The organism is Myxococcus sp. CA033 (assembly GCF_013336625.1).
GTDB classification, from domain to species: domain Bacteria; phylum Myxococcota; class Myxococcia; order Myxococcales; family Myxococcaceae; genus Myxococcus; species Myxococcus llanfairpwllgwyngyllgogerychwyrndrobwllllantysiliogogogochensis.
In genome coordinates this window covers 106,793-126,619 of the sequence record NZ_JABUMU010000028.1, presented here as the reverse complement: position 1 = coordinate 126,619, position 19,827 = coordinate 106,793, and the positions used below count along the sequence as shown (strand labels likewise).

Genomic DNA, 19,827 nt, shown 5'->3' with positions numbered 1-19,827 from the left:
AAATTCCCCGTCTGTCTGGAGGAGCGGGGCGTGACCTGGGGTGTCGAGGGGGTGATGACGGACTCGCCTGGGTCGCGGGACATCGATGACACCGTGGGGCTCCTTTGTGTTCGGGCAGGTACCGTCAGGGCTGCCGGGCGGCTCGTGGCGCTGGCGTTCCGCCTCCGCGGGTCTGGGCGGATGGGGGCGACCTGACCGCTACTGTCTTTGTGTCGTGCGAGCCTCCACACTGGCGTGCTCCCACGCTGTCTTGAAAAGGCTCCTCTTGCATGAGTGCCTACACCCCCAGGATTCCGAAGGACCTGGCGACGATTCACGACGCCGCGCGGGGGCAAGGCCAGGGTGGCACGACAGTCCAATGTCTGGCGAACTCCTCGCATCCTGTGAGCCGGCTCAGCGCCATTCAGGACACCGCCACCCAGAGCCCTCGTGTTCAGCGGTTGGTGCAGATGAAGGCGCGGCTCCAGCATGGGGGCACCGCGCAGCGGAAGCCGGTTGAGGCAAACAGGACCGGCATGTCGGATGAACTCAAGACTGGCATTGAGTCGCTCTCTGGCGTGAGCCTGGATGACGTACGCGTTCACTACAACTCCACCAGGCCGGCCCAGCTTCAGGCGCTTGCGTACACCCAGGGGGCGGACATCCATGTGGGACCGGGCCAGGAGCAACACCTGCCCCATGAGGCCTGGCACGTGGTGCAGCAGAAGCAGGGCAGGGTGACTCCCACCCGGGACTTCAACGGCGCGCCGGTGAATGACTCGCCCGCGCTGGAGTCAGAGGCGCAGGTCATGGGCGACAGGGCCACCCTTCAGCCCATGATGGCGGGCTCGCTCCACGAACCTCCCGTGCAGCGGATGACCGGGACGCAGGGGGCCGCGCCAATCCAGTTGATGCGCGTGGTCCGTTGGATGGATGCTGGAAAAGAGAGTGATTATATCTCGAAGCTGGGGGCCCAGGACCCCGAGGCCTATGCCAGGCTTCATCGCGAGCTGGTCGGTGGCGGGCGAGGGGGCATCCTGCAAGCGATAGACAGGCATGGGCAGGGAATGCTGGGGGACGAAACGCCCTTTGTCTCCGTGGCTGTCAACCCCTACTCCCTTTCCTGGGGGACTGACGACTCGGAGAGTGGCGTGGGTGATATCCTGCAGGGCGCCCGCCATGATGTCTGGTTCGATGTGCCTGACGAGTACCTGTATCCGGGCTCGACCGAGCTGTCTCAAAGTGAGACGGAATTGCTCGTCCTCCTGCCGCCGGGTGTCAGCCTTGAACGCTACATCGCGACCCGCGCAACGCAGCGGGGCCAGGAGCCATTGATCAAGGGCAATCCGTGGAGGGGGATGACGACCGAGGAGCGGCGGACCGAACTAAGGCGGTTGAACCCTGAGTTCACGAGATTGGCGGTTCGCGGCTCACGTGAAGGCGAGCCTGGCTCGTTCGTGATGCGGCAAGAGGTGGTCCCGGCCCCATGGGAGGCGCAAGCGGGGGGCAATGGAGCGCTCGACTTCGGCGGGTTGCCCAGGGGCATCCAGGAGCGAGTCATCGACCTCGCGGCCGAGAACTGGGCAGGGGGCGCGGCTGCTTTCAGGCAGGGACTGGCAGGGGGCCAGGCATGGGCGCGCGCGCATCTGGAGAGCACCCTGCGCGACAATGAGGCCGGAATCCGGAGGGCCATGTCGTAGCGGTGGACCATGCGGGCCCATGTGTGGGGCCCGCGCGGCACGCAGGGACTTCGCTAGTCGTCGCCGTAGTACGAGGCGGTCGCGGTGAGGGTGGCGGACCACTGGCCCGTCAAGTTGTCGTAGACGCGGATGCGCTGCGTCAGCGTGTCGTACTTGTTGATGACGGTCATGCAGCTATAGCCCGTGTCCTGGTAGTAGCCATGCCCGTAGCAGGAGTCGAGGAACTGGATGGTGTAGCGGCCACCCGTCTGGTCAATCCCGAGGACGCCCCAGGAGACAATCGTCGAGTACGCGCTGCCACTGGCGGAGCAGGCATATGCGGAAAGGTAATCCCAGTTTGACGTGTCCACGAAGCAGGCCGGCATGGCACTGGAGACATTCAATCCCTGGGGTTCGGATGCGCGAGGCTCCTCGGCCAGCACCGCGGAGGACAGCGACATCGCGGTGGCAACAGCGACTCCAGCAAGCGAACGGTGCATGGACACCTCTCCTGTGAGTGGCGCGGGCATGGTAGTGATTGTGGTCTTGAATGACAATCGCCGGGCGCGTGGGACAAAGGCGCGCTCCAGGGCGTGAATTGGACCCACGGCAACCACTTACCGCGGCTGTTCGCCCTTCGGGGGGAAGGTCCCCGGGCGGCTGGGGTCAGTGGGTGATGACCCGCGCCCCTTTTCCGTGCTCTTTTCGGATCCTGCGTCCAAGGAGGTTACGTGCTTCAAATGCGTCCAGGCTGTGAGTGCTGTGATCGCGACCTGCCACCCGACTCGACGGATGCCCGCATCTGCACCTTCGAGTGCACGTTCTGCGTGAGCTGCGCGACGGAGCGACTGAAGGGCATCTGCCCCAACTGCGGCGGCGAACTCACGACGCGCCCGCGTCGGCCCGCCAGCAAGCTCGCGGCATACCCTCCGTCCACCCAGCGCGTGTTCAAACCGCAAGGGTGAGCTCGGCGAGAGGGAAAGCCGGTTGCTTCGAGTACGTCTCACCCCGCGCCGGGTACGGAAAAACCGGGGGACACCTCGTTGTCACAAGTCATTGTGACAAACGGAGTGGGCCTGGTTTCCCGGCCGAGGCACCGCGCGACGCCGCTCTGCTCGCGTCGTGGCATGTTCTTGAGAGAATCGTCGCTCAACCTTGACGTTTCCGTCGGGGAAGGAGGGTGCATCTTGCGCGGGCCTGGATGTCCAGCAACCCATGAAGGAGCCGGAACTCTCATGTATCCCCGAAGATTGGTGACGCTCCTCGCGGCGACGCTCGCCGCGTGCATCACGATTCCCGGTGCGGCCCCCGCCGGAGACGACGCGCTCGCGGTGCGCGCGGCCGAGGAATCCCGGTCGGAGCACGCGCCGCCGCGCCGACTCAACGTCCAGGTGGGCGCTCGTCCCTACTACCTGGTCGAGGACATGGATGAGAGCCCCCTGAAGCGCAGGCTCCAGCAGTGCTCGGAGGGGCCGTTCTCCCGGACGGAGTTCTCCATCGGCCATCGCGGCGCGCCGCTCCAGTTCCCGGAGCACACGAAGGAGTCCTACGAGGCCGCCGCGCGCATGGGCGCGGGCATCCTCGAGTGCGACGTCACCTTCACGAAGGACCGGCAGTTGGTGTGCCGGCATTCGCAGTGCGACCTGCACACCACGACGAACATCCTCGCCATTCCCGCGCTGGCGGCGAAGTGCACGCAGCCCTTCCAGCCGGCGGACCCCACCACCGGCAAGCCCGCCTCCGCGCTCTGCTGCACCAGCGACATCACGCTCGCCGAGTTCAAGCAGCTGTGCGGGAAGATGGACGCCGCCAACCCCTCGGCGGCCACGGTGGCTCAGTACCTGGGTGGAACGGCTCCCTGGCGCACGGACCTCTATTCCGCGTGTGGCACGGTCCTGTCCCACAAGGAGAGCATCGAGCTCTTCAAGCGCCTGGGCACGAAGTTCACTCCGGAGCTGAAGGCCCCGAGTGTCCCCATGCCGTACCAGGGCACCTATACGCAGGCCGCCTATGCCCAGCAGATGCTGGATGAGTACAAGCAGGCCCGCGTCCACCCGAGCCAGGTGTGGCCGCAGTCCTTCAACCTCGACGACGTGAAGTACTGGATTCAGCGCGAGCCGCAGTTCGGCAGGCAGGCCGTCTACCTGGACGGGCGCTATGAGATTCCGGGCACCCGGTTTGATCCGAACGACCCGAGCACCTGGGTGCCGGGCATGGACGAGCTGGCCGCGTCGGGCGTGGAGGTCATCGCGCCGCCCATCTACGTGCTGCTCACGCTGGATGCGCAGGGGAGAATCATCCCGTCCGCGTACGCCAGGGCGGCGAGGGCCGCGGGTCTGGACATCATCGCCTGGTCCCTGGAGCGTGACGGCCCGCTGGCGAAAGGCGGCGGCTTCTATTTCCAGTCCGTCAAGCAGGCCATCAACAACGACGGCGACATGCTCGTCGCGGTGGACGTGCTCGCCCGGCACGTGGGTGTCATCGGCATCTTCAGCGACTGGCCGGGCACGGTGACGTACTACGCCAACTGCATGGGTTTGTAGACCGGGTTCAGGACGTTCAAGGAGGATTCTGTATGCGATTGGACCGTCGTGACTTCCTTCGTCTCTCCGCGCTGGGTGGCGGGGCGCTGGGCATGGGACCTGGATTCTGGAAGGGGGCGTATGCCGCGCCCGCGCAGCCGGGGCCGAGCCCGTACGGGGCCATGTCCGGCTCGCCGGATGCCAACGGGGTGAGACTGCCGGCGGGGTTCTCGTCGCGCATCCTCGCGCGCTCGGGGCGGGCCGTGGCGAGCACGGGCTACACGTGGCATTCCGCGCCGGACGGGGGCGCCTGCTTCGCGCTCTCCGATGGCGGTTGGGCCTACACGTCCAACAGCGAGCTGTCCTCGGGGGGCGGCGCGAGCGCGCTGCGCTTCGAATATGTGCAATGACTTGGCGCGGCCAGTGAACTGGCGGATTGAAATGTGTCGTTGCTCGGGAGCGGGGTGAGAGGGTCGGCGCCAGTTTGTCATCGTCCCCATGGACGGCAGGCGCGGAGGCGCTGCTGCTGGCTACGGCGCGGACGCGGAGGGTGAACGTGGAGCTGGCGCGGCAGGAGGAGTGGTTGACGTGGCAGGCCCGGACCTGCGTCCCGGCGCGCGTTTCTGTTCAGCAACCGACCTCAACTCATCGAAGCCTTCACTCCTCCTGTCGCTTCGACCCGCGCGCCTGTCGTCCCAGCGACCGCTGCTGGAAAAGGCCTTGATTCACCCGCGCGCGTGCGCTCCAAGCTTCACCACTTCACGAGCACACGCCGCGAGGGCGTGTCGTTGCGCAAGGTGGCGGGCTTCATGGTCTCGATTCGTTCCAGCGTTCTCTCCTGCATCGTCGTGCTCGGCGTCATCGTTGCTTGCGGGAAGGACTCCACTCCGCCTCCCGTCGATCCACCCGACGCGTCCGTGCCGGAGCAGTGCGACGGCGGCGGAGTCGTGCTGTGTGGCGGCTCCTGTGTGAACACCGGGGCCGACCCGGCGCACTGCGGTGGCTGCGGCAATGCCTGCGCGGCTGGCCAGGGCTGTGAAGGGGGCGTCTGCGTCCTGCGCTGTCAGATTGACGGCCAGCAGGTCGCGTCAGGGACGGTGAACGCGGCGAACGCGTGCGAACAGTGCGTACCTGAGACCTCCGCGACCGCGTGGACGCCACGGGCGGACGGGACGCAGTGCGGCGCGGGACAGGTCTGCTCGGCGGGCGCGTGCGGCCCGAAGTGCTTCATTGACGGCAGCCTCTACGACGAAGGCACACCGAACCCGGCGAACGCTTGCGAGGCGTGTCTGCCCACGACGTCGACGACGCAGTGGTCGGCGCGGGGGAGCATTCCCCTGCTGGTCGGCGGTGAAGACATCACGGCGCAAGGTTGGAGGGCGATCACCCAGGCGCCGAACACGCTCACGTACGGCGAGGACTACGTTCGCCTGGAGACGTCGACGAACAGCGGAGCGCGGACGAGCGGGCAGTTGCTCCTCACGCGGGCGAACGTGGTCGACGCAACGAAACCCTTCAAGCTCGTGGTGACGGCGCAAGTCGAGTCGGCGAGCCGCCACAACCAGCTCGACAGCGGCGCCGCCATCCTGGGGAGCTTCACGTCGCCGTTCGGCAACTCCGTGGACCGTTCGCAGATGATCTACCTCGACAGCGCGGCGATCGGCTGGGCGGATGACACTCAGTCCGCGGCGTTCCCGGTGATCAGCGGCGGGTATCATGTCTACGAACTGGCGGTGGATGCGGCGAAGGTGGCCACGGTGAGCATCGACGGCGTCGCGAAGCTCACGCGGAACAACTTCATGGCGGACGGGAACATCGCCATCGGCGACCAGACCAACGACCCGAACGTCGATGGCGTGATGCGCATCAAGTCCGTCGAGCTGCTCTGCCCCTGAGGCTGGTGGGGGCCGCGACGCATGCGAGGGGTGGGGCCCGCTCGGTCCTGCCCGCGGAGCCTTCCATCCCAGTTGGAAGGCACGGGGTCGTCCTTGCCAGAGAGGTGCTTCCCCGCGGCGTCCCGTCCGGAGGCCCGCGCGCGGAGGGGTTGGCAGATACGGGCCGAACGGGGATGCTTACGGGAATGACCTGGACACAAATTGGCATCTTCGCCAGCGTCTTCGGAGTCGGCCTTGGGGTAGCGAGTGTCATTGGCTACGTCCGTTGGCGGCACTGGACGCAGCAACTCCAGACCTGGCAGGACTTCGCCAACACTCGCGGCTGGTCCTTCACTGCGACGTCCGGGTTCATGTACTCCGCGGGGACGCTGGAGATGAAGGGCCGCCACGCCGGGCGGACGATCACCGTGGAGACCGAGCACCGGGGCTTTGGCAGGAGTTTCCACATCGTCACCATCATCCGGCACGGGCTGGGTGACGGCTTTCCGCGCGAGGTGACCATCCGGCCCGAGACGCTGGGCGACACGTTCCTCCGACTGTTCGGCGTGAAAGACGAGGATGTTGGAGATGCCGGCCTCGATAAAGCGTTGGACCTGAGGAACGTCACTCCCAAGGCCCGCGCCTTCCTCCTCAACGCGGAAATGCGGCGGCCCCTGCTGAACCTGGCCCACGTCTTCGAGACCTTCTCCATCGAGAGCGGCGTCCTGACGGTGGAGGTGATCTCCGTCCCGCGCACCTCCATCGATCTGTATGGATTGCTGACGCCCGTGCGTGAACTGGCCGACGCTGTCCGGGGCGCGCGCGGCCCTACCGACTGATGGCCCCGACGAATCGCGCGAGCACCTCAATGGGCAGGCGAGGGTAGAGTGGCCTCGGAGGTGGCATGCGCCTTCGTCTTTTCCATCACGCGTTGTGGGTCCTGTCGGTCCTGCTCTTGACGTCCGCGGTGGCCGAGGAGCCCTCGGCCAGGGGCTCCCATTTCATCGAGGGGCTCGTCGTCTCCTCCTCGGGGCCGGTGCCCGACGTGGAGGTGCGAGCCACCTTCCGTGAGCACGTCCTGAGCACCCGCACCGACGCGCGTGGCCACTTCGTGTTCCGAGGCGTGGCCGGCGCACCATGGGTCCTGACAGCGACGCGTGGCTCCGAACTGGGGACCCAGAGAGTGACGATGGTGATGGGCAACGAGCGCTTCGTGGGAATCGAGCTCGCACCGCCCCGGGTCGTGAAGGGCCGTGTGCGCGGGGCGGCCGGCACTCCCCTGAAGGGCGTTCGGGTCCGAGCAGGAATCCAGCAGCGGCTCGGGCTGCTGAAGTACCAGGAGGTGCTCACCGGCGAGGACGGCGGGTTCGAGGTGCCTGTGCCCGGGTTCTCGCCCATCGCGGTCCTGGTGAATGCTCCCGAGCACGTATCGCGGTACATCGCCCCCGTCTCGGTGGTGGCCCCGCTGGACGTGGTCCTCGAGCGCTCGGAGACGCTGCGGGGCGAGGTCGTCGACAGCGATGGGAAGCCCGTGGTCGGCGCCTGGATTCACCTCAAGCACTACGGCCGAGTGGGCTTCCCCTCGACGTGTTTCTGGCCGCCGCCGCTCTCGGCCCAGACGCGGGCCGACGGCTCCTTCGAGCTGCCGGAGCTGGCGCGGGGCCGCTATTCCTTCCTGGTCGAGCCCAAGGACCGGCTCTCCGCGCTGGGCGAGGTGGTGATTCCCTCACAGAAGGTGCGCTGGGTGGTGCCCGCGGGTGGGCGATTGACTGTCGCCGTCGTGCTCCCCAAGGGATTGATTCACCCGATATGGGTGCACGTGGACGGGCCGCTCGGGCACCGCGATGTCCGAACCTCCTCCAGGGCTCGGCGTCCGGATGAAGCCGGGAGCGCGAGCTTCGATGGGATGGTTCCCGGCAGGTACCTCGTGTCCTTGAGCTTCGACGTGCTGGAGGAGTATCGGAGGGTCTCCCGTGAGTTTCGCTTCGAGGGCGAAGCGCGGACGCTCACGTTGGACCTCCAAGGCGCTCGCCGCTTTCGTGGCCGGCTCGTCGACGAGCGCGGCGTGGCCATCCAGGGCGGGCACGCGGAACTCAACCTGGAGCTGACAGGAGGGACGAAGCTGCTGATTCGCCGGGCGACGGCGCGCAACGGGGGCTTCGCGTTCGAGCACGTTCCGCCGGGCGAGGCGAGTGTGTTCGCGGACGCGCAGGGCCATGACGAATCGCAGCGGGTGAAGGTCCTGGATGAGCAGCCCGAGCCGGTCAGGCTCGTATCGAAGCGCGAGGCGAGCGTCCGCGACGCGGTCCGGGTGAGTGGCCGGGTGGTGGATGCTCGGGGCCGCCCCATCCCGTCCTTCCAGGTGGCGCACCAGTCATTCGAGAACGCGCAGGGGCGCTTCTCCTTGTCCTTCCCTGTCGAAGGGAACAAGCCCCTGTACGTGAGCATCTCCGCGGAGGGGTTCGCTCCCGAGCTCCGGAAGCTCGCGCCTCGCGCCGGGGCGACAGTCCGTATCGGGGACATCAAGCTGGGGATGGGGCGGCTGCTCACGGGGCGCGTGGAGGCACCGAACGGGCAGGGGCTCTGGGAGGCCACGGTGCGGTGCAGATGGCCCGAGCTGCCCGGACGTGACGGGCCGGATGTCTGCTTCGGAGCCACCTATCCGGATGGAAGTCTCTATCTCTCAGGCGTTCCCGACGAGCCCTTCCTGCTGGAGATCCAACATCACGAGTGGCCGAGGACGCGGCGGCTCATCCCCGCGGGTGTCGACACCGCGCACCTGCGTCTGTCGCCCGGGCTCACGCTGGAAGGCGTGGTGAGGGATGCCCGGGGCCTGCCCCTGGAGTCGGGCGGCGTGCTCGCGCGAATCGATGGAGAGGACCACTTCGGGACGCTCTCGACGGACGGGACCTATGTCCTGCGGGTCCCGCCCGGGGCCGGCGCCATCGAGGTGCTCAATCGACCCAGTGAGCCGGTGCCCTTCGAGGGCGCTGAAGGCCAGACGGTGCGCGCGAACCTGGTGGTGTTGACGGGAAATTGATGTGAGGCCGACAGGGGCCGGGTGAGAGCTACTTGGGGGCGCGGGCCGGCGTCTCAATCTCCCGCCGGGCCCTGGCCTCGGAATCGTCACTCGAGCAGCTTCCCATTCAAGTCGTACCGCTCGCGTCCTTGGCCGACTCACCGGCCGCACCCAGCGCCACGCCTGGCGCGACGAATCACCTCCAGCCGCGCTCCTGGCGTGACGCCGCGGCCCCGCTGCCCACCCAAGCCGGAGAACCTCCCGTGTCAGACTCATCTCGCTCCCTCTTCTTTGGCGCCAATGCCGCGCGGACCGGTCACTTCGAGGGAGCGGGACCTCTCGTGGTCAAGAGGGCCCGCTGGAAGTTCGCGCCGAGTTCGCCCGTGACCACTCGCAACACGCCTGCAATCCATGATGGCGTGCTGTTCGCGAACTTCGATAACGACAAGCTCTACGCGCTCGACCTCTCGAAGGGAAAGGAGCTGTGGAACGTGCGGGTCGGAGGGGGCGTTCCCGAGAGCATCTCGAATCCGATGGTTGCGCATGGGTTGCTCTTCGTCGTCGGTGGCGGGCAGTGCCACGCCGTTGACCTGGGCACGCACGCCATCCGCTGGAGCGTCTCGTGCGACGCCGAGGCGACCTCCTCTCCCATCGTTGTCGACGATGACGTCTACGTGGGAACGCGGCTCGGTGAGGTGGTCGCCATCGACGCGCGCACGGGAGCCGAGCGATGGCGCGTGCAGCTGCGCCGTGGTGAGAGCGTGCAGTCCGCGGTCGGCGTGACGCGCGAGTACGTCGTCGTCGGGACCAGCCAGGGCTTCGCCGAGGGCCACGTCGTCGCGCTCGACCGCGCCACGGGAGTCGAGCGATGGTCGGCGAAGGCCGGTGCGATGGGTCATGGCGGAGCGCCCGCCATCAACGGCAGCACGGTCTATGCCCTGTCCGGTATGGGGAAGCGCCTTCGCGCGCTCGACCTCGCCAGCGGCAAGGAGCGTTGGTCCTACGAGACGCGCGGCGCGCTGTGGGGGACGCCCGCCGTCGCGGATGGCGTCGTGTGCTTCACCGGCGATCACGCGATTCTCCACGCACTGAACGAAAAGACCGGGAAGGAGCTTTGGTCAGTCACGCTCGACAAGTCGCCTGCCGCCACGGTCTCGCCGGCAATCGCAGGGGACGTCGTCTACATGGGGGCTGGCAACGCCATCCACGCCTGGACGCTTCGGGAGGGAACAGAGCGCTGGCGGTGGAAGGCGCCCTACCGCGTGACGACGGCGCCGCTCGTCGCCGACGGCACGGTCTACGTGGGCTGTGAACGCGCGGTCATCGCGCTGGCGTAGCGTCCGGGTCCGGACCCGCCCCTGAATCGTGTGCGGTGGGTTCGGAGGGGCAGCCGAAAGGCATCACGGCCGCCTTGCCGAGGGGCGTCGTGAAGGAGGGGGCTGTGCCGCGTCGACCGCGGTCGAGGGAGCGATGTCCTTCCCCGAGAGTGTCTCCAGGTACGCACAGAGCATGTCGGCCAACGCATCGGAGTAGCTGGCAATCTCCGCGGGCGTTCGAGGCCTCTCCGAGAAGGATTTCCCCACTGCGCTGAGCGTCGTCATGACGAGATCTCCCGCGAGCATGCGCGCCGGTCTGGGTGTTGTGGGCAGGGCCTCGCGCATGAAGCCCTCGAACGTGGCCTTGCTCGAGGCTCGCACCTCGCGGGCTTCGGGCGCATCCCGATAGAGAGGCGCGGCGTCACTCAGCGCGACGCGGACCGCGGCCTCGTCGCACTCGGATTGGATGAAGGTGTGAACGAGAGCGCGGAGCCGTGCAAGCGGCGGACGCGTTGTGTCCTCGAGCAGCTTCCGAGTGAGCGCGGTCGTCTGTCGCCACTCGTCTGCCTGGAGTCGGAAGAGGACCGCCGCTTTGTTCGGGAAGTACTGGTACAGCGACCCGACGCTGACGCCGGCCTTCTCGGCCACGCGTGCCATCGTGAAGCGCGGGGCTCCCTCCTTCGCCAGAACCTGAATAGCCGCGCGGAGGACCGCGTCGACGAGGTCGTTCGAGCGCGCCTGTTGGGGCTCTTTTCTCGTGGAGATTCGAGGACTTCGTCGCGGGCTCATGCGCACTCCCGTCAATGCGAATTGTGAACCTGAATGATTCGTCGCATTTTGTCCAGCGTCACACTTGATGCCGCACGGAACGGAGCAACCGATGACCACGCTGACCGAAAGCCCTCTTGCCCCCCTGCTCAACCGCTTGTTCGAAGAGGCCGAGGCGGTGTCGCCTCTCGCCATCCCGGAGATAGCGGCGCTCTCGCGCGAGGAGCGGGAGCGCATGATGCGAAGCAAGACGGACTACCTGGAGTTCTACGGACGGCTCAAGAACGCCGCGCTGGCCGTGTCGCGCGAGACGGGCCTCCTGCTCTACATGCTGGCGCGCAGTTCGGGCGCGCGGACCATCGTCGAGTTCGGGACGTCGTTCGGAATCTCCACGCTGCATCTGGCCGCCGCACTCCGAGACAATGGTGGGGGCCGCGTCATCACGAGTGAATTCGAGCCGTCGAAGGTCGCTCGTGCACGAAGCAACCTCGAAGCGGGCGGCCTCGCGGACCTGGTGGAGATTCGCGAAGGAGATGCACTGAAGACTCTCGCGCTCGACATCCCCCCGCGGGTCGACATGCTCCTGCTCGACGGGGCGAAGGCGCTCTACCCGGACATCCTGCGAATGCTCGAGGGCCAGCTCCGTCCGGGGGCGCTCATCGTCGCCGACAACGCCGACGACAGCCCCGACTACCTCGCGCGGGTTCGAGACCCGAGGAGTGGCTATCTCTCGACGCCATTCGCGGAGGACGTCGAGCTGTCCATGCGGCTCGGCTGAAGTGTGAGGACAGACGCGACATGAATCGCGAGTCCCCGGGTTGCCCACCGACAGCCCCGCTTCGACTTCATGGAGCTGTGGTGGGCAGACCTGAGGCGGCCCACGCATGGCACGAGGGTGAAACGGAAGGCCCGCACTGCTCGCCGACGATGTCCGAGCCCAGGCTCACGCCCACACTGTAACGCGGCCTGGAAGGGATTGTCGGGGCCGGTCATTCGGACTCAGCCCGGAGTGCCGGAGGGCGCCGACGACTGTTCGAGCGTCAGTGATTCGATGCATACCTGTGCCGTGCTTGCTTCGGACGTCGCTTGCTCCGCCGCGCTCGCTTCCTCGGTCAATGAGGGCGACCCACCCAGCCCCCCTCCACATTCGCAGGGGCCAAAACGGCTGTTGACGCAGTAGCGCACGCTCATCGAACCGTCGGGACAGAGGCACGTCTGGGTGTCTCCGTCCTGACAGAAGGCCAGTGCACTTCCAGTGGGGAGTGCCAGTGCAGCCACCAACAGCAGTCCCTGCATGAGTTTCGAAGTCATACGCGCACTCCTGGGGTTGGACCCGGACATCCGGATTCATTCGCATCATGAACCCACTGTCTGCGCATGGCCATGCGGGAAATCCCTATCTTCTCGTGAGGTCGTCAGTCGCCGTGGCGATCCGCGGGGAAGCAAGGGCCGCACCGGTCGGCGACAGAGAAGGTTGTCTCCTGGAGGGTATCCGTGGCCCATGCTCCTCGCAGAGGAAGGAGAGGCCCCGGGCTTGTTCGACGAGTGCTACTCTTGTAATGGAGTGAACATCGGGAACTCAGTTCCAGGAGAAAAATCCATGTGGGGAGCGACGGTCATCCGGGGCGTGTTGCTGGCGACGGGGCTGCTGGTGATGGGATGTGGTGGGTCGGGCGTTCCCTCTGAAGTGGAGGAGGACGTCGCTTCTCGTGAGGAGGGCCTGCACCCGATCTGCCACTCTCTGTACCGCGTGAAGTTCTACACCAACAGCGCCTACTCGACCCTGAGCGGGGAGGGGGCGTGTCTCACCTGTGAGCAGGCGATGACCCTCTACTACGGCCTGCCCACCAGCTACGCGGTCTACGAAGACGTGCGCGACATCTGCTTCTAGCGGATGAAGTTGTTGGGCATGCCGAGCACCTCGTTCGGGAGGTGCTGGGGGAGCTGCGTGACGAAGACGGGCTCGAGCCAGCGCTGTAGACTCATCCCTCATGTCTCCAAAGGCCCAGCCCTACACGACGCTCACCGGTGCGCGGTTCGAACCCCTGGCAACGGAGGTGGGTCTCGAGCGTTATTCCCTGATCGAGGTCAGCGATGATTCGGTCAACTACGAGGACCTCTTCGGCGGACGTGACGTCACCTTCGTGGTGCACGAGGGCACGCTCTCGTTGAGTGGTCCGACGTATGTGGGCAATGAGGATCCGATGGTGTGCGTCGTCGAAGGGGACGTCATCGTCGACGGCCCGCTGGTGATTCGCGACGTGGGCGTCTACGTGCCGCTGTGGATCAAGGGCTCGCTGATTGCGAGCGACCTCTTGTTGGTACACGAGGCGCAGGTGTTCATCGAGGGGGACCTCAAGCTGACGGGCAATCTCGTCACAAATGGGACGGATGCGACGCATCTGGTCGTCCACGGTGAGGCCCAGGTCGGCGCGTGGCTGCGGCCGAGTCAGAGAGGAGCCATCTATCTGCCGGCGTCGATTCCGGACCCCATCGAGGGAGATGCCCTCGTGGCTCGGCTTTCGCCCACGCTCAGCTCGTCACAGTCGTGGGTCGAGCACGTGCTCGCGGGGCAGCGGCTGCTGCGCGACTGAGGAAGAGGGACGGTCAATGCATAGGAGGGATGGGAGCCCCCTGCACGTACGGCAAGACCCGCCGCCTGCCTCCACACCTCACGCAGGCGAACACGTTGAAGTCGAACGTCCTCCTCGAATGGCCTTTCGGGAGGACGATGGGGACTCAGTCCAGTCGGCCCCGAAGTGACGGCTCGAGCTGTTGCAGCAGCTCTCGGGCCTGCTCTTCCTCCGTGAGGTGACGCTCGTAGCGCAGCCGGCCCGCCGTGAGCTCCCAGCAGTCGAGGATATCCTCGCACTGCGTGAGGATGGCGTACCAGCGCGCATCCTCGATCAGCGGCGCGGCACTCTCGAGGATGCGCTGCGCCAGCGCGTACTGCGCGTACACCATGTCAGCGCCGGCCGGCATGAACTCGAGGTAGAGCGACGCGGGCGGCAGCGGGGCGCTGTCACTCAGGTTGAAGCGCGGCCCACGACGGCCGGACCCCGGCTCGAACAACCCGATTGCGTTGCGCGGCGGCCCCCCTCCCATGTCCGGGTTTCGCGCCAGCGCCTCGGCCACCAGGCGCCGCGCCTCCTCCTCGCGTCCAGCCCGGACGGGGAGCATGGCGGTCCATCGGGTGTGGAGCGGAGCGACCTGCCAGACGCGGACGGTATGCATCAGCGAGGACCCGAGCCCCTCCAGGTGCGCCGAGGGCGCCTTGCTGCCGGGCGGATCTCGCTTCATCGACTGCCCAACATAGAGCAGCCGAACAGGTGCGTCGACCTGCCCGAACTCGGGCCATGGGAATCTCGCGCACGCTCGACCTCGGCGAGGGAGACCAGTCCGATGGGTGGACCGGCCACCTCGAATCAGCTCACGACGGCGTCACCTTCCCTCGGGTCCGAGGCCCCCAATCCGCGCGAGCAGTGGGGGCCTCGCGTCATCGCCTACGGGCGCTGCTGAGCGAGCAACCACTCGTAGAGGTTCGGGGAGTGATACGTGTGGTCCGTGTAGTAGGCCCGGGTGTAGGCCGCATGTCCCACGTTCTCGTAGCGAGTCACCACCGTCGGTGACGGAGGCGCGCAGGCGTTCAGTCGCGCGACGAAGTCCGTGGCCGTCCGCCCCCAACTGCTGTCGTTCGCCCCGTAGAACTGCCAGACCTTCACGTCCGCCTGCGCGAGATGGCACGCGTCGGTCGTCACGTTGTCCAGGTCCGGCGTCCAGATGATGCCGCCGTAGTGGGCACCATCCGTGGGGGCAATGGCCGCGATGCGCTGGGAGTTCGCGAGCGAGAACTCCACGAAGGCGGTGGTACCGAAGCCTCCCAGCGACAGGCCCGTCAGGTACACGCGCTTGGGATTGATGCGCAAGCCGGCCTGCGCGACGTCGAGCAGGCGCTCGATTTGATAGGGATGCCAGCTCGAGCCGCTCTCGCTCAACTGCGGGACGAGCACCACGAAGGACTCCGTCACCCCGTTGACTGTGAACTCCAGCGGTTGCCCCGCGTTGATCTGCGCGGGCACGCCATTGGCCAGCGTCCTGGACAGCTCCGTCGTGCCATTGCCACGCTCCCCGATGCCGTGGAGGAAGATGAGCAGCGGCCACCGACGGAGCGGGTCGGCGTCATACCCACGCGGCAACGACTCGTAGTACCCCATCTGACCGTTCCAGAGCTTGGGCACCGTGGTCACCCTCGGCGTGAGGGTGCGCTGGGTGACGGGCGGGGGCGGCGTGCTGGCGCGCCGGTGGGAGAGCATCCAGTGGTAGATGTTGCTGGCCACCGGCTGCGTGGGGGAAGCGCCCGAGCCGATGATCCAATGGTCCCCCGTCGTGGGGCGCGTGTAGCGCGGCGCAGGGTCCGGCGCGGGGGCGCAGGCGTTGAGGCCGTTCACCGCGGCGTCCGTCGAACTCACGTGCACCGTGCCGTCATCCGCCGCGTGGAAGGCCCACACGGGCACGTCCTCGGTGGCCAGCCGGCAGACCTGTGACACGCCGTTCACGCTGTAGACGCGCCCGCCCGAGAAGGGGACGATGGCGGCAATCTGGCGGGCGTGCGCGTCCGAGCGCTGCGGGAAGCTCCAGGTGTGGAACGCGCCCAGCGAGAAGCCCATCAGGTACACGCGGTCCGCGTCGGCGCGGAGATTCGCCTTGGCCGAGTCGATCATCGCCTGGGTGAAGAAGTCCTGCCAGTCGCCGTAGTTTCCGTGGAGCTGCGGAATCATGACGATGAACGACTCGGTCACTCCGTTGATGGCGAACTCCAACGGCAGGTTGTCCCGGACGAGCGTCATGTTGCCGAGCACGCTCGGCAGCGACTCCGGGGTGCTGCCCTTCTCGCCGACCCCGTGGTGAAAGACGATGACCGGCCACTTGCGGTTCGGGTCCGTGTTGTACCCGCGAGGCAGCGACTCGTAGTAGTGGATGAGCTTGCCGCCCGCCGTGACGGACTTCTCGGTGAGCGTGCGCAGGAAGGGCGTGCCGCTTCCCGTACTCGGCACCACGGACACGCTCGCGTCATCGGACGCGCTCGCGCCCTGGGCATCCGTCACCGTGAGGCGGAAGACGTAGGTGCCCTGCGCCAGGTTGCTCGCGACGAGCGGGGTCCAGGGGTTCTGGTAGAGCCGCGCCGTGGTGGGACCCGAGACCTGGGACCACACGAAGGTCATGCTCTGTCCCTCCGGGTCGGAGAAGGACTGCTGGAGCGCCACCGTGTTGGTGGGCAGCGGCACGGTGCGGTCGGCCCCGGCGTTCACCACGGGGGGCTGATTCACCACCACGCCGCCGTCCTGCTCGATGACCTCGAGCACGCCCAGGTAGCCGAAGATAGCGCCGGGCTTCATCGTCACGGTGATGTCCAAAGCCCCGTTGGAGGGCACCAGGTTCGTCAACTCCACCACGCCGTCGATGTTGTTGGTCGCCTGCAGCTCCACCGCCTGCGTGCCCACCGTGTAGCGCGTCGTCCTGTCCGCCGAGTCACCCGCCATCCGCGACGCATAGAAGCGCAGCGAGTAGGTGCCATTGATGGCCAGCCCGGAGAGGCGGACCTGCGCCTGCGAGTCCGTCCCCTCGTTGGTGCCAATGAAGAACGTGTCCCGCGTGGCCGACGCGGGATAGACGGTGCTCGCGGTGGTGCCCCCGCCGTTGTAGGCGCCCGTCCAGCCCTGCCAGAACCCGTCCGTTATCTGGAGCGACAACCCCGAGCCCACGCCCGTGGCGTCCACCAGGTTGCTCAGCGATGAGCCCGTGGAGCCGAAGTGGAGATTGTTCCACCCCGGCGTGGCGGTGGGCCCGTCACCGAAGTCGACGAGGAAGCGCCGCTCGGCGGCGACGGCCTCGGAGGCGCCCCAGACCTGGAGGAGCAGTGAGACCACCGCGAACATGGGAAGTCCGGGCAGTGCCCGGCGGGAGAGACGCATGATGGAGAACCCTCCTTGGTTCACCTCCATGGTATCCGGGCCTATCAATATTTACACGAATTTCGTGTTCCTTTGACTGTCGTAGTACCACTGTATCTGTATCCAGGCTGCCGGAAAGGTGGCCCCCCGCCGTGGCCTCGAGACGCCGTCTGGGGCACGTTGGTGCTGCCGCGCGTCTTTGCGCCAGGTCCCGAATCGTGTGCACGTGGTCCGGAGAGGGGCGGGGAGGAAGGCTCCTCGGAGGCATCATTCAGTGGTGTCTTGGATTGAAGTCAGCAGGCCCTGTCGAGAGAGCGACGATCATTTCAGACGCCAGTAACTTCAATGGCAACGGCCATGATGAGATGCAGAGCGCTGGCTCGGTCCGGGTAGGCTCGTCGGACAGAAGTGCGACAATGCTTGTTGCTTGGAAGATTCCTTTGGAATGGTAGTTGATTGGGGCTGGAACCTTCGCGTGGTCTTGATGGCAGGATTTGCGCCCGGAATGTGACGCTAATCACTCGCTTGGTGATATACAATCCGTGGCTGGGCCGGAAATTCTTCGCGGAGTTCCATCATGCCGCTACAATCGCGACGCCTCTTCTCGTGTCTTTGCATCTTGCTGCTGGCTGCGTGTGGAGGTGAGTCCTCCGACCTGGCCTCCCATTCCACCTCGCGCGGGTCGCTGGTCCAGGATGACTACGGAGACGTGCCGTGGGAGGCCACCCCCGTCGATCCCCATGCCGGCCCCATCGTGGGCGCCCTGGAGTTCGACGGGGACCACGACGTCTTCTCCTTCACCGCCCAGGCTGGGCGCTACTACCGTTTCCAGTGCCTCTTCTCCGGCCCGCTCTCGGAGTGGACCCTTCGCCGCTTCGACGCCCAGATGCAGGGGGCGGAGACCGAGGGGGTCTGGGCGCCGCCTGGAATGGGCATCCACTTCAAGGTGGCGGTCACGGAGCCCACGTACCTGAGCATCTCCTCCCGGCTCGCGGTGACGGTGAGTCCCTACTCCTGTGAAATCATCGAGCTGGGTTTGGACGACCATGGGGACCTGGCCGCCACCGCCACGCCCTGGAACCCAGCGACCGCTGCTACTGGCGTCCTTGAGTATGTCTTCGACCGGGATGTGTTCTCGCTGTCCCTTCCACGGGGAGCCGTCTATCGCGTGCGTTGCGAGTCGACGACGCTGAACCCCTGCAAGGTGAATGTCACCTCGCCGGTGGGGACTGCCACGGGAGCGACGGTCCAGGCAGCCGTCTTCAATGCCACGCACCCGGGGACCTACAGCGTAGAGGTCACCCCGGACTGGTACGCGCCCTTGCTCCTCAACGGTACCTACGCCCTCCAGCTCGACTTCCTCGAGGCCGACGACCATGGGGACGTGCTGGAGTTCGCCACACCGCTAACCCCTTCGCCCACGCCCTTCACCGGCAGGGTGTCGAATGCCAAGGACCGGGATGTCTTCACCTTCTCGGCGGTACAGGACCATCTCTATCGCTTCACCTGTAGTGCGCCACCGAGCCCTGGCCTCCTGCTCCGTGACGGCGCTGGGGTGGCGGTGGAGGGCTCGGTCCATGTGTCGGGTTGGAGCACGAGTGTCTCAGTGGAGGCGCCCGCTGCTGGTGGCTATTCCGTCGAACTCTTTCACGACAACTTCGTCGGCCCCTACACCTGCGCCCTTGAGGACCTGGGGCTGGATGACCATGGGGACTCGGCTGGTGTGGCGACGGCCATCGCGTTCCCCACGACGCTCGACGGCCACCTGGAGACGCGCGGGGACGTGGATGTGTTCGCGTTCCCTGTCCAGGCGGGGCGCATCTATCGCTTCCTTCGCACGAGCGGCACGGGGAGTTCCCAGGCCCTTCAGCTCAGGAATGCCCAGGGGCAGTCGCTCCAGACCTCGATCTCCGGGAATCTGATTCATGAGGCCGCGGAGGACGCGCAGTACACCCTGGAGGTGAAGCTTGATCCCGGTGGCATCCGCTACCCAGGAACGTACGTCATCGAGGCCACCGACATGGGGCCTGACGACCACGCGAACACGCAAGTGGGCGCGACCGTACTGGTGCCGGGGCAGACCGCGACGGGCTGGCGGCATCGCGAGCAGGACCGGGATGTCTTCGTCTTCCACGCGCAGGACCAGACCCTCTACAACTTGTACTGCACCGTGTGCGATCTCACCTTCGAGACGCCCAACGGGCCGGCGCGTCGGATTCACCATGGAGGTCCGACCCGGTTCTTTTTCGATCCGGTCGAGGCGGGGCCCATCTATGTCACCGTCAACCAGGCGTTCGTCGGGGCCTTCTATGACCTTCGGCTGGAGGTGGCCGCCGTGGATGACCATGGGGACGACGTGGCCCATGCCACGGTCATCACCTTCCCCTCGTCGTTCATGGCCGGGTTGGATTCCTTCTACGACGTGGATGTCTTCGCGGCCGACCTGGTGGCAGGTCAGCCGCGCCGGGTCCAGGTCCTGGGCGCCTACTCGATGTTCCAGGTGTTGGACCCGATGGGCCAGCCGGTGGCCGTGAACTCCGCGGGCGAGTTCACGCCGCAGCTCTCGGGGGGCCACCATGTCGTGGTCAAGGTCGACCCCTGGTATGCCTACCAATACGGGGCATTCCGGCTGACGCTGGACTGAGGTTGTCGGGGTTGCGCGAGGGCACGGAGGGTTCCTCCTCCGTGCCCTTGTTGTCTGGGGGCACACCTCCCGTGC

General features: G+C 66.6%; 17 protein-coding genes. 12 read left to right on the top strand and 5 right to left on the bottom strand.

Going from position 1 to position 19,827, the window contains the following annotated elements; all coding sequences use genetic code 11:
- The first annotated feature begins 269 nt into the window (after positions 1 to 269).
- A complete protein-coding gene (locus tag HUA78_RS39590) occupies positions 270 to 1,679 on the top strand; it encodes a DUF4157 domain-containing protein (RefSeq protein WP_174465103.1) in 1,410 nt (469 codons plus the stop codon).
- A gap of 53 nt (positions 1,680 to 1,732) precedes the next feature.
- Here HUA78_RS39590 and HUA78_RS39585 read toward each other — a convergent pair whose 3' ends face one another.
- A complete protein-coding gene (locus HUA78_RS39585) occupies positions 1,733 to 2,158 on the bottom strand; it encodes a hypothetical protein (protein ID WP_174478578.1) in 426 nt (141 codons plus the stop codon).
- A gap of 240 nt (positions 2,159 to 2,398) precedes the next feature.
- On the opposite strand from HUA78_RS39585, the gene HUA78_RS39580 reads away from it, so the two are divergent.
- The 7 genes from HUA78_RS39580 (at position 2,399) to HUA78_RS39550 (ending at position 10,410) form a co-directional block, all read left to right on the top strand.
- Positions 2,399 to 2,623, top strand: coding sequence for a DUF1272 domain-containing protein (locus tag HUA78_RS39580; RefSeq protein ID WP_217440736.1), 225 nt, complete (start codon positions 2,399 to 2,401; stop codon positions 2,621 to 2,623).
- A gap of 270 nt (positions 2,624 to 2,893) precedes the next feature.
- Positions 2,894 to 4,201 (top strand): glycerophosphodiester phosphodiesterase family protein, encoded by a 1,308-nt coding sequence (locus HUA78_RS39575; protein WP_174463511.1) that lies wholly within the window; start codon positions 2,894 to 2,896, stop codon positions 4,199 to 4,201.
- 32 nt (positions 4,202 to 4,233) lie between these two features.
- On the top strand, positions 4,234 to 4,590 hold the full coding sequence (locus tag HUA78_RS39570) for a twin-arginine translocation signal domain-containing protein (RefSeq protein ID WP_174455747.1): 357 nt from the start codon (positions 4,234 to 4,236) through the stop codon (positions 4,588 to 4,590).
- 327 nt (positions 4,591 to 4,917) lie between these two features.
- Positions 4,918 to 6,075 (top strand): hypothetical protein, encoded by a 1,158-nt coding sequence (locus tag HUA78_RS39565; protein ID WP_371745773.1) that lies wholly within the window; start codon positions 4,918 to 4,920, stop codon positions 6,073 to 6,075.
- Between the two features lie 185 nt (positions 6,076 to 6,260).
- Entirely contained in the window at positions 6,261 to 6,893 is a 633-nt protein-coding gene (locus HUA78_RS39560; protein ID WP_254624151.1) for a hypothetical protein, read from the top strand.
- 65 nt (positions 6,894 to 6,958) lie between these two features.
- Complete coding sequence (locus HUA78_RS39555) at positions 6,959 to 9,094, top strand: carboxypeptidase-like regulatory domain-containing protein (RefSeq protein WP_174478576.1); 2,136 nt, start codon at positions 6,959 to 6,961, stop codon at positions 9,092 to 9,094.
- Between the two features lie 242 nt (positions 9,095 to 9,336).
- Positions 9,337 to 10,410 (top strand): PQQ-binding-like beta-propeller repeat protein, encoded by a 1,074-nt coding sequence (locus tag HUA78_RS39550; protein WP_371745772.1) that lies wholly within the window; start codon positions 9,337 to 9,339, stop codon positions 10,408 to 10,410.
- A 63-nt stretch (positions 10,411 to 10,473) separates the two neighbouring features.
- Here HUA78_RS39550 and HUA78_RS39545 read toward each other — a convergent pair whose 3' ends face one another.
- Positions 10,474 to 11,178, bottom strand: a complete 705-nt coding sequence (locus HUA78_RS39545) for a TetR family transcriptional regulator (RefSeq protein ID WP_174478587.1) — start codon at positions 11,176 to 11,178, stop codon at positions 10,474 to 10,476.
- Positions 11,179 to 11,269: 91 nt separating this feature from the next.
- Between HUA78_RS39545 and HUA78_RS39540 the strand changes: the two genes are divergently transcribed.
- Complete coding sequence (locus tag HUA78_RS39540; protein WP_174463517.1) at positions 11,270 to 11,935, top strand: O-methyltransferase; 666 nt, start codon at positions 11,270 to 11,272, stop codon at positions 11,933 to 11,935.
- A gap of 221 nt (positions 11,936 to 12,156) precedes the next feature.
- Here the strand turns inward: HUA78_RS39540 and HUA78_RS46050 are convergent, their stop codons facing one another.
- Positions 12,157 to 12,468 (bottom strand): hypothetical protein, encoded by a 312-nt coding sequence (locus HUA78_RS46050; protein ID WP_174465106.1) that lies wholly within the window; start codon positions 12,466 to 12,468, stop codon positions 12,157 to 12,159.
- Positions 12,469 to 12,757: 289 nt separating this feature from the next.
- Here HUA78_RS46050 and HUA78_RS39535 point away from each other — a divergent pair, with 289 nt between their 5' ends.
- Both HUA78_RS39535 and HUA78_RS39530 read left to right on the top strand, forming a co-directional pair.
- Complete coding sequence (locus HUA78_RS39535; RefSeq protein ID WP_174478574.1) at positions 12,758 to 13,048, top strand: hypothetical protein; 291 nt, start codon at positions 12,758 to 12,760, stop codon at positions 13,046 to 13,048.
- Between the two features lie 100 nt (positions 13,049 to 13,148).
- Positions 13,149 to 13,751: a hypothetical protein gene (locus tag HUA78_RS39530; RefSeq protein WP_174478573.1), complete on the top strand. Its 603-nt coding sequence runs from the start codon at positions 13,149 to 13,151 to the stop codon at positions 13,749 to 13,751.
- A gap of 145 nt (positions 13,752 to 13,896) precedes the next feature.
- Here the strand turns inward: HUA78_RS39530 and HUA78_RS39525 are convergent, their stop codons facing one another.
- Together HUA78_RS39525 and HUA78_RS39520 are read right to left on the bottom strand one after the other, a co-directional pair.
- The gene (locus tag HUA78_RS39525) at positions 13,897 to 14,457 is read right to left on the bottom strand and encodes a hypothetical protein (protein WP_174478572.1); all 561 of its coding nucleotides are present in this window, start codon (positions 14,455 to 14,457) and stop codon (positions 13,897 to 13,899) included.
- Positions 14,458 to 14,660: 203 nt separating this feature from the next.
- Positions 14,661 to 17,129: a hypothetical protein gene (locus HUA78_RS39520; RefSeq protein ID WP_174478571.1), complete on the bottom strand. Its 2,469-nt coding sequence runs from the start codon at positions 17,127 to 17,129 to the stop codon at positions 14,661 to 14,663.
- Between the two features lie 556 nt (positions 17,130 to 17,685).
- Here HUA78_RS39520 and HUA78_RS39515 point away from each other — a divergent pair.
- Positions 17,686 to 19,752, top strand: a complete 2,067-nt coding sequence (locus tag HUA78_RS39515; protein ID WP_174478570.1) for a hypothetical protein — start codon at positions 17,686 to 17,688, stop codon at positions 19,750 to 19,752.
- Positions 19,753 to 19,827 lie beyond the last annotated feature (75 nt).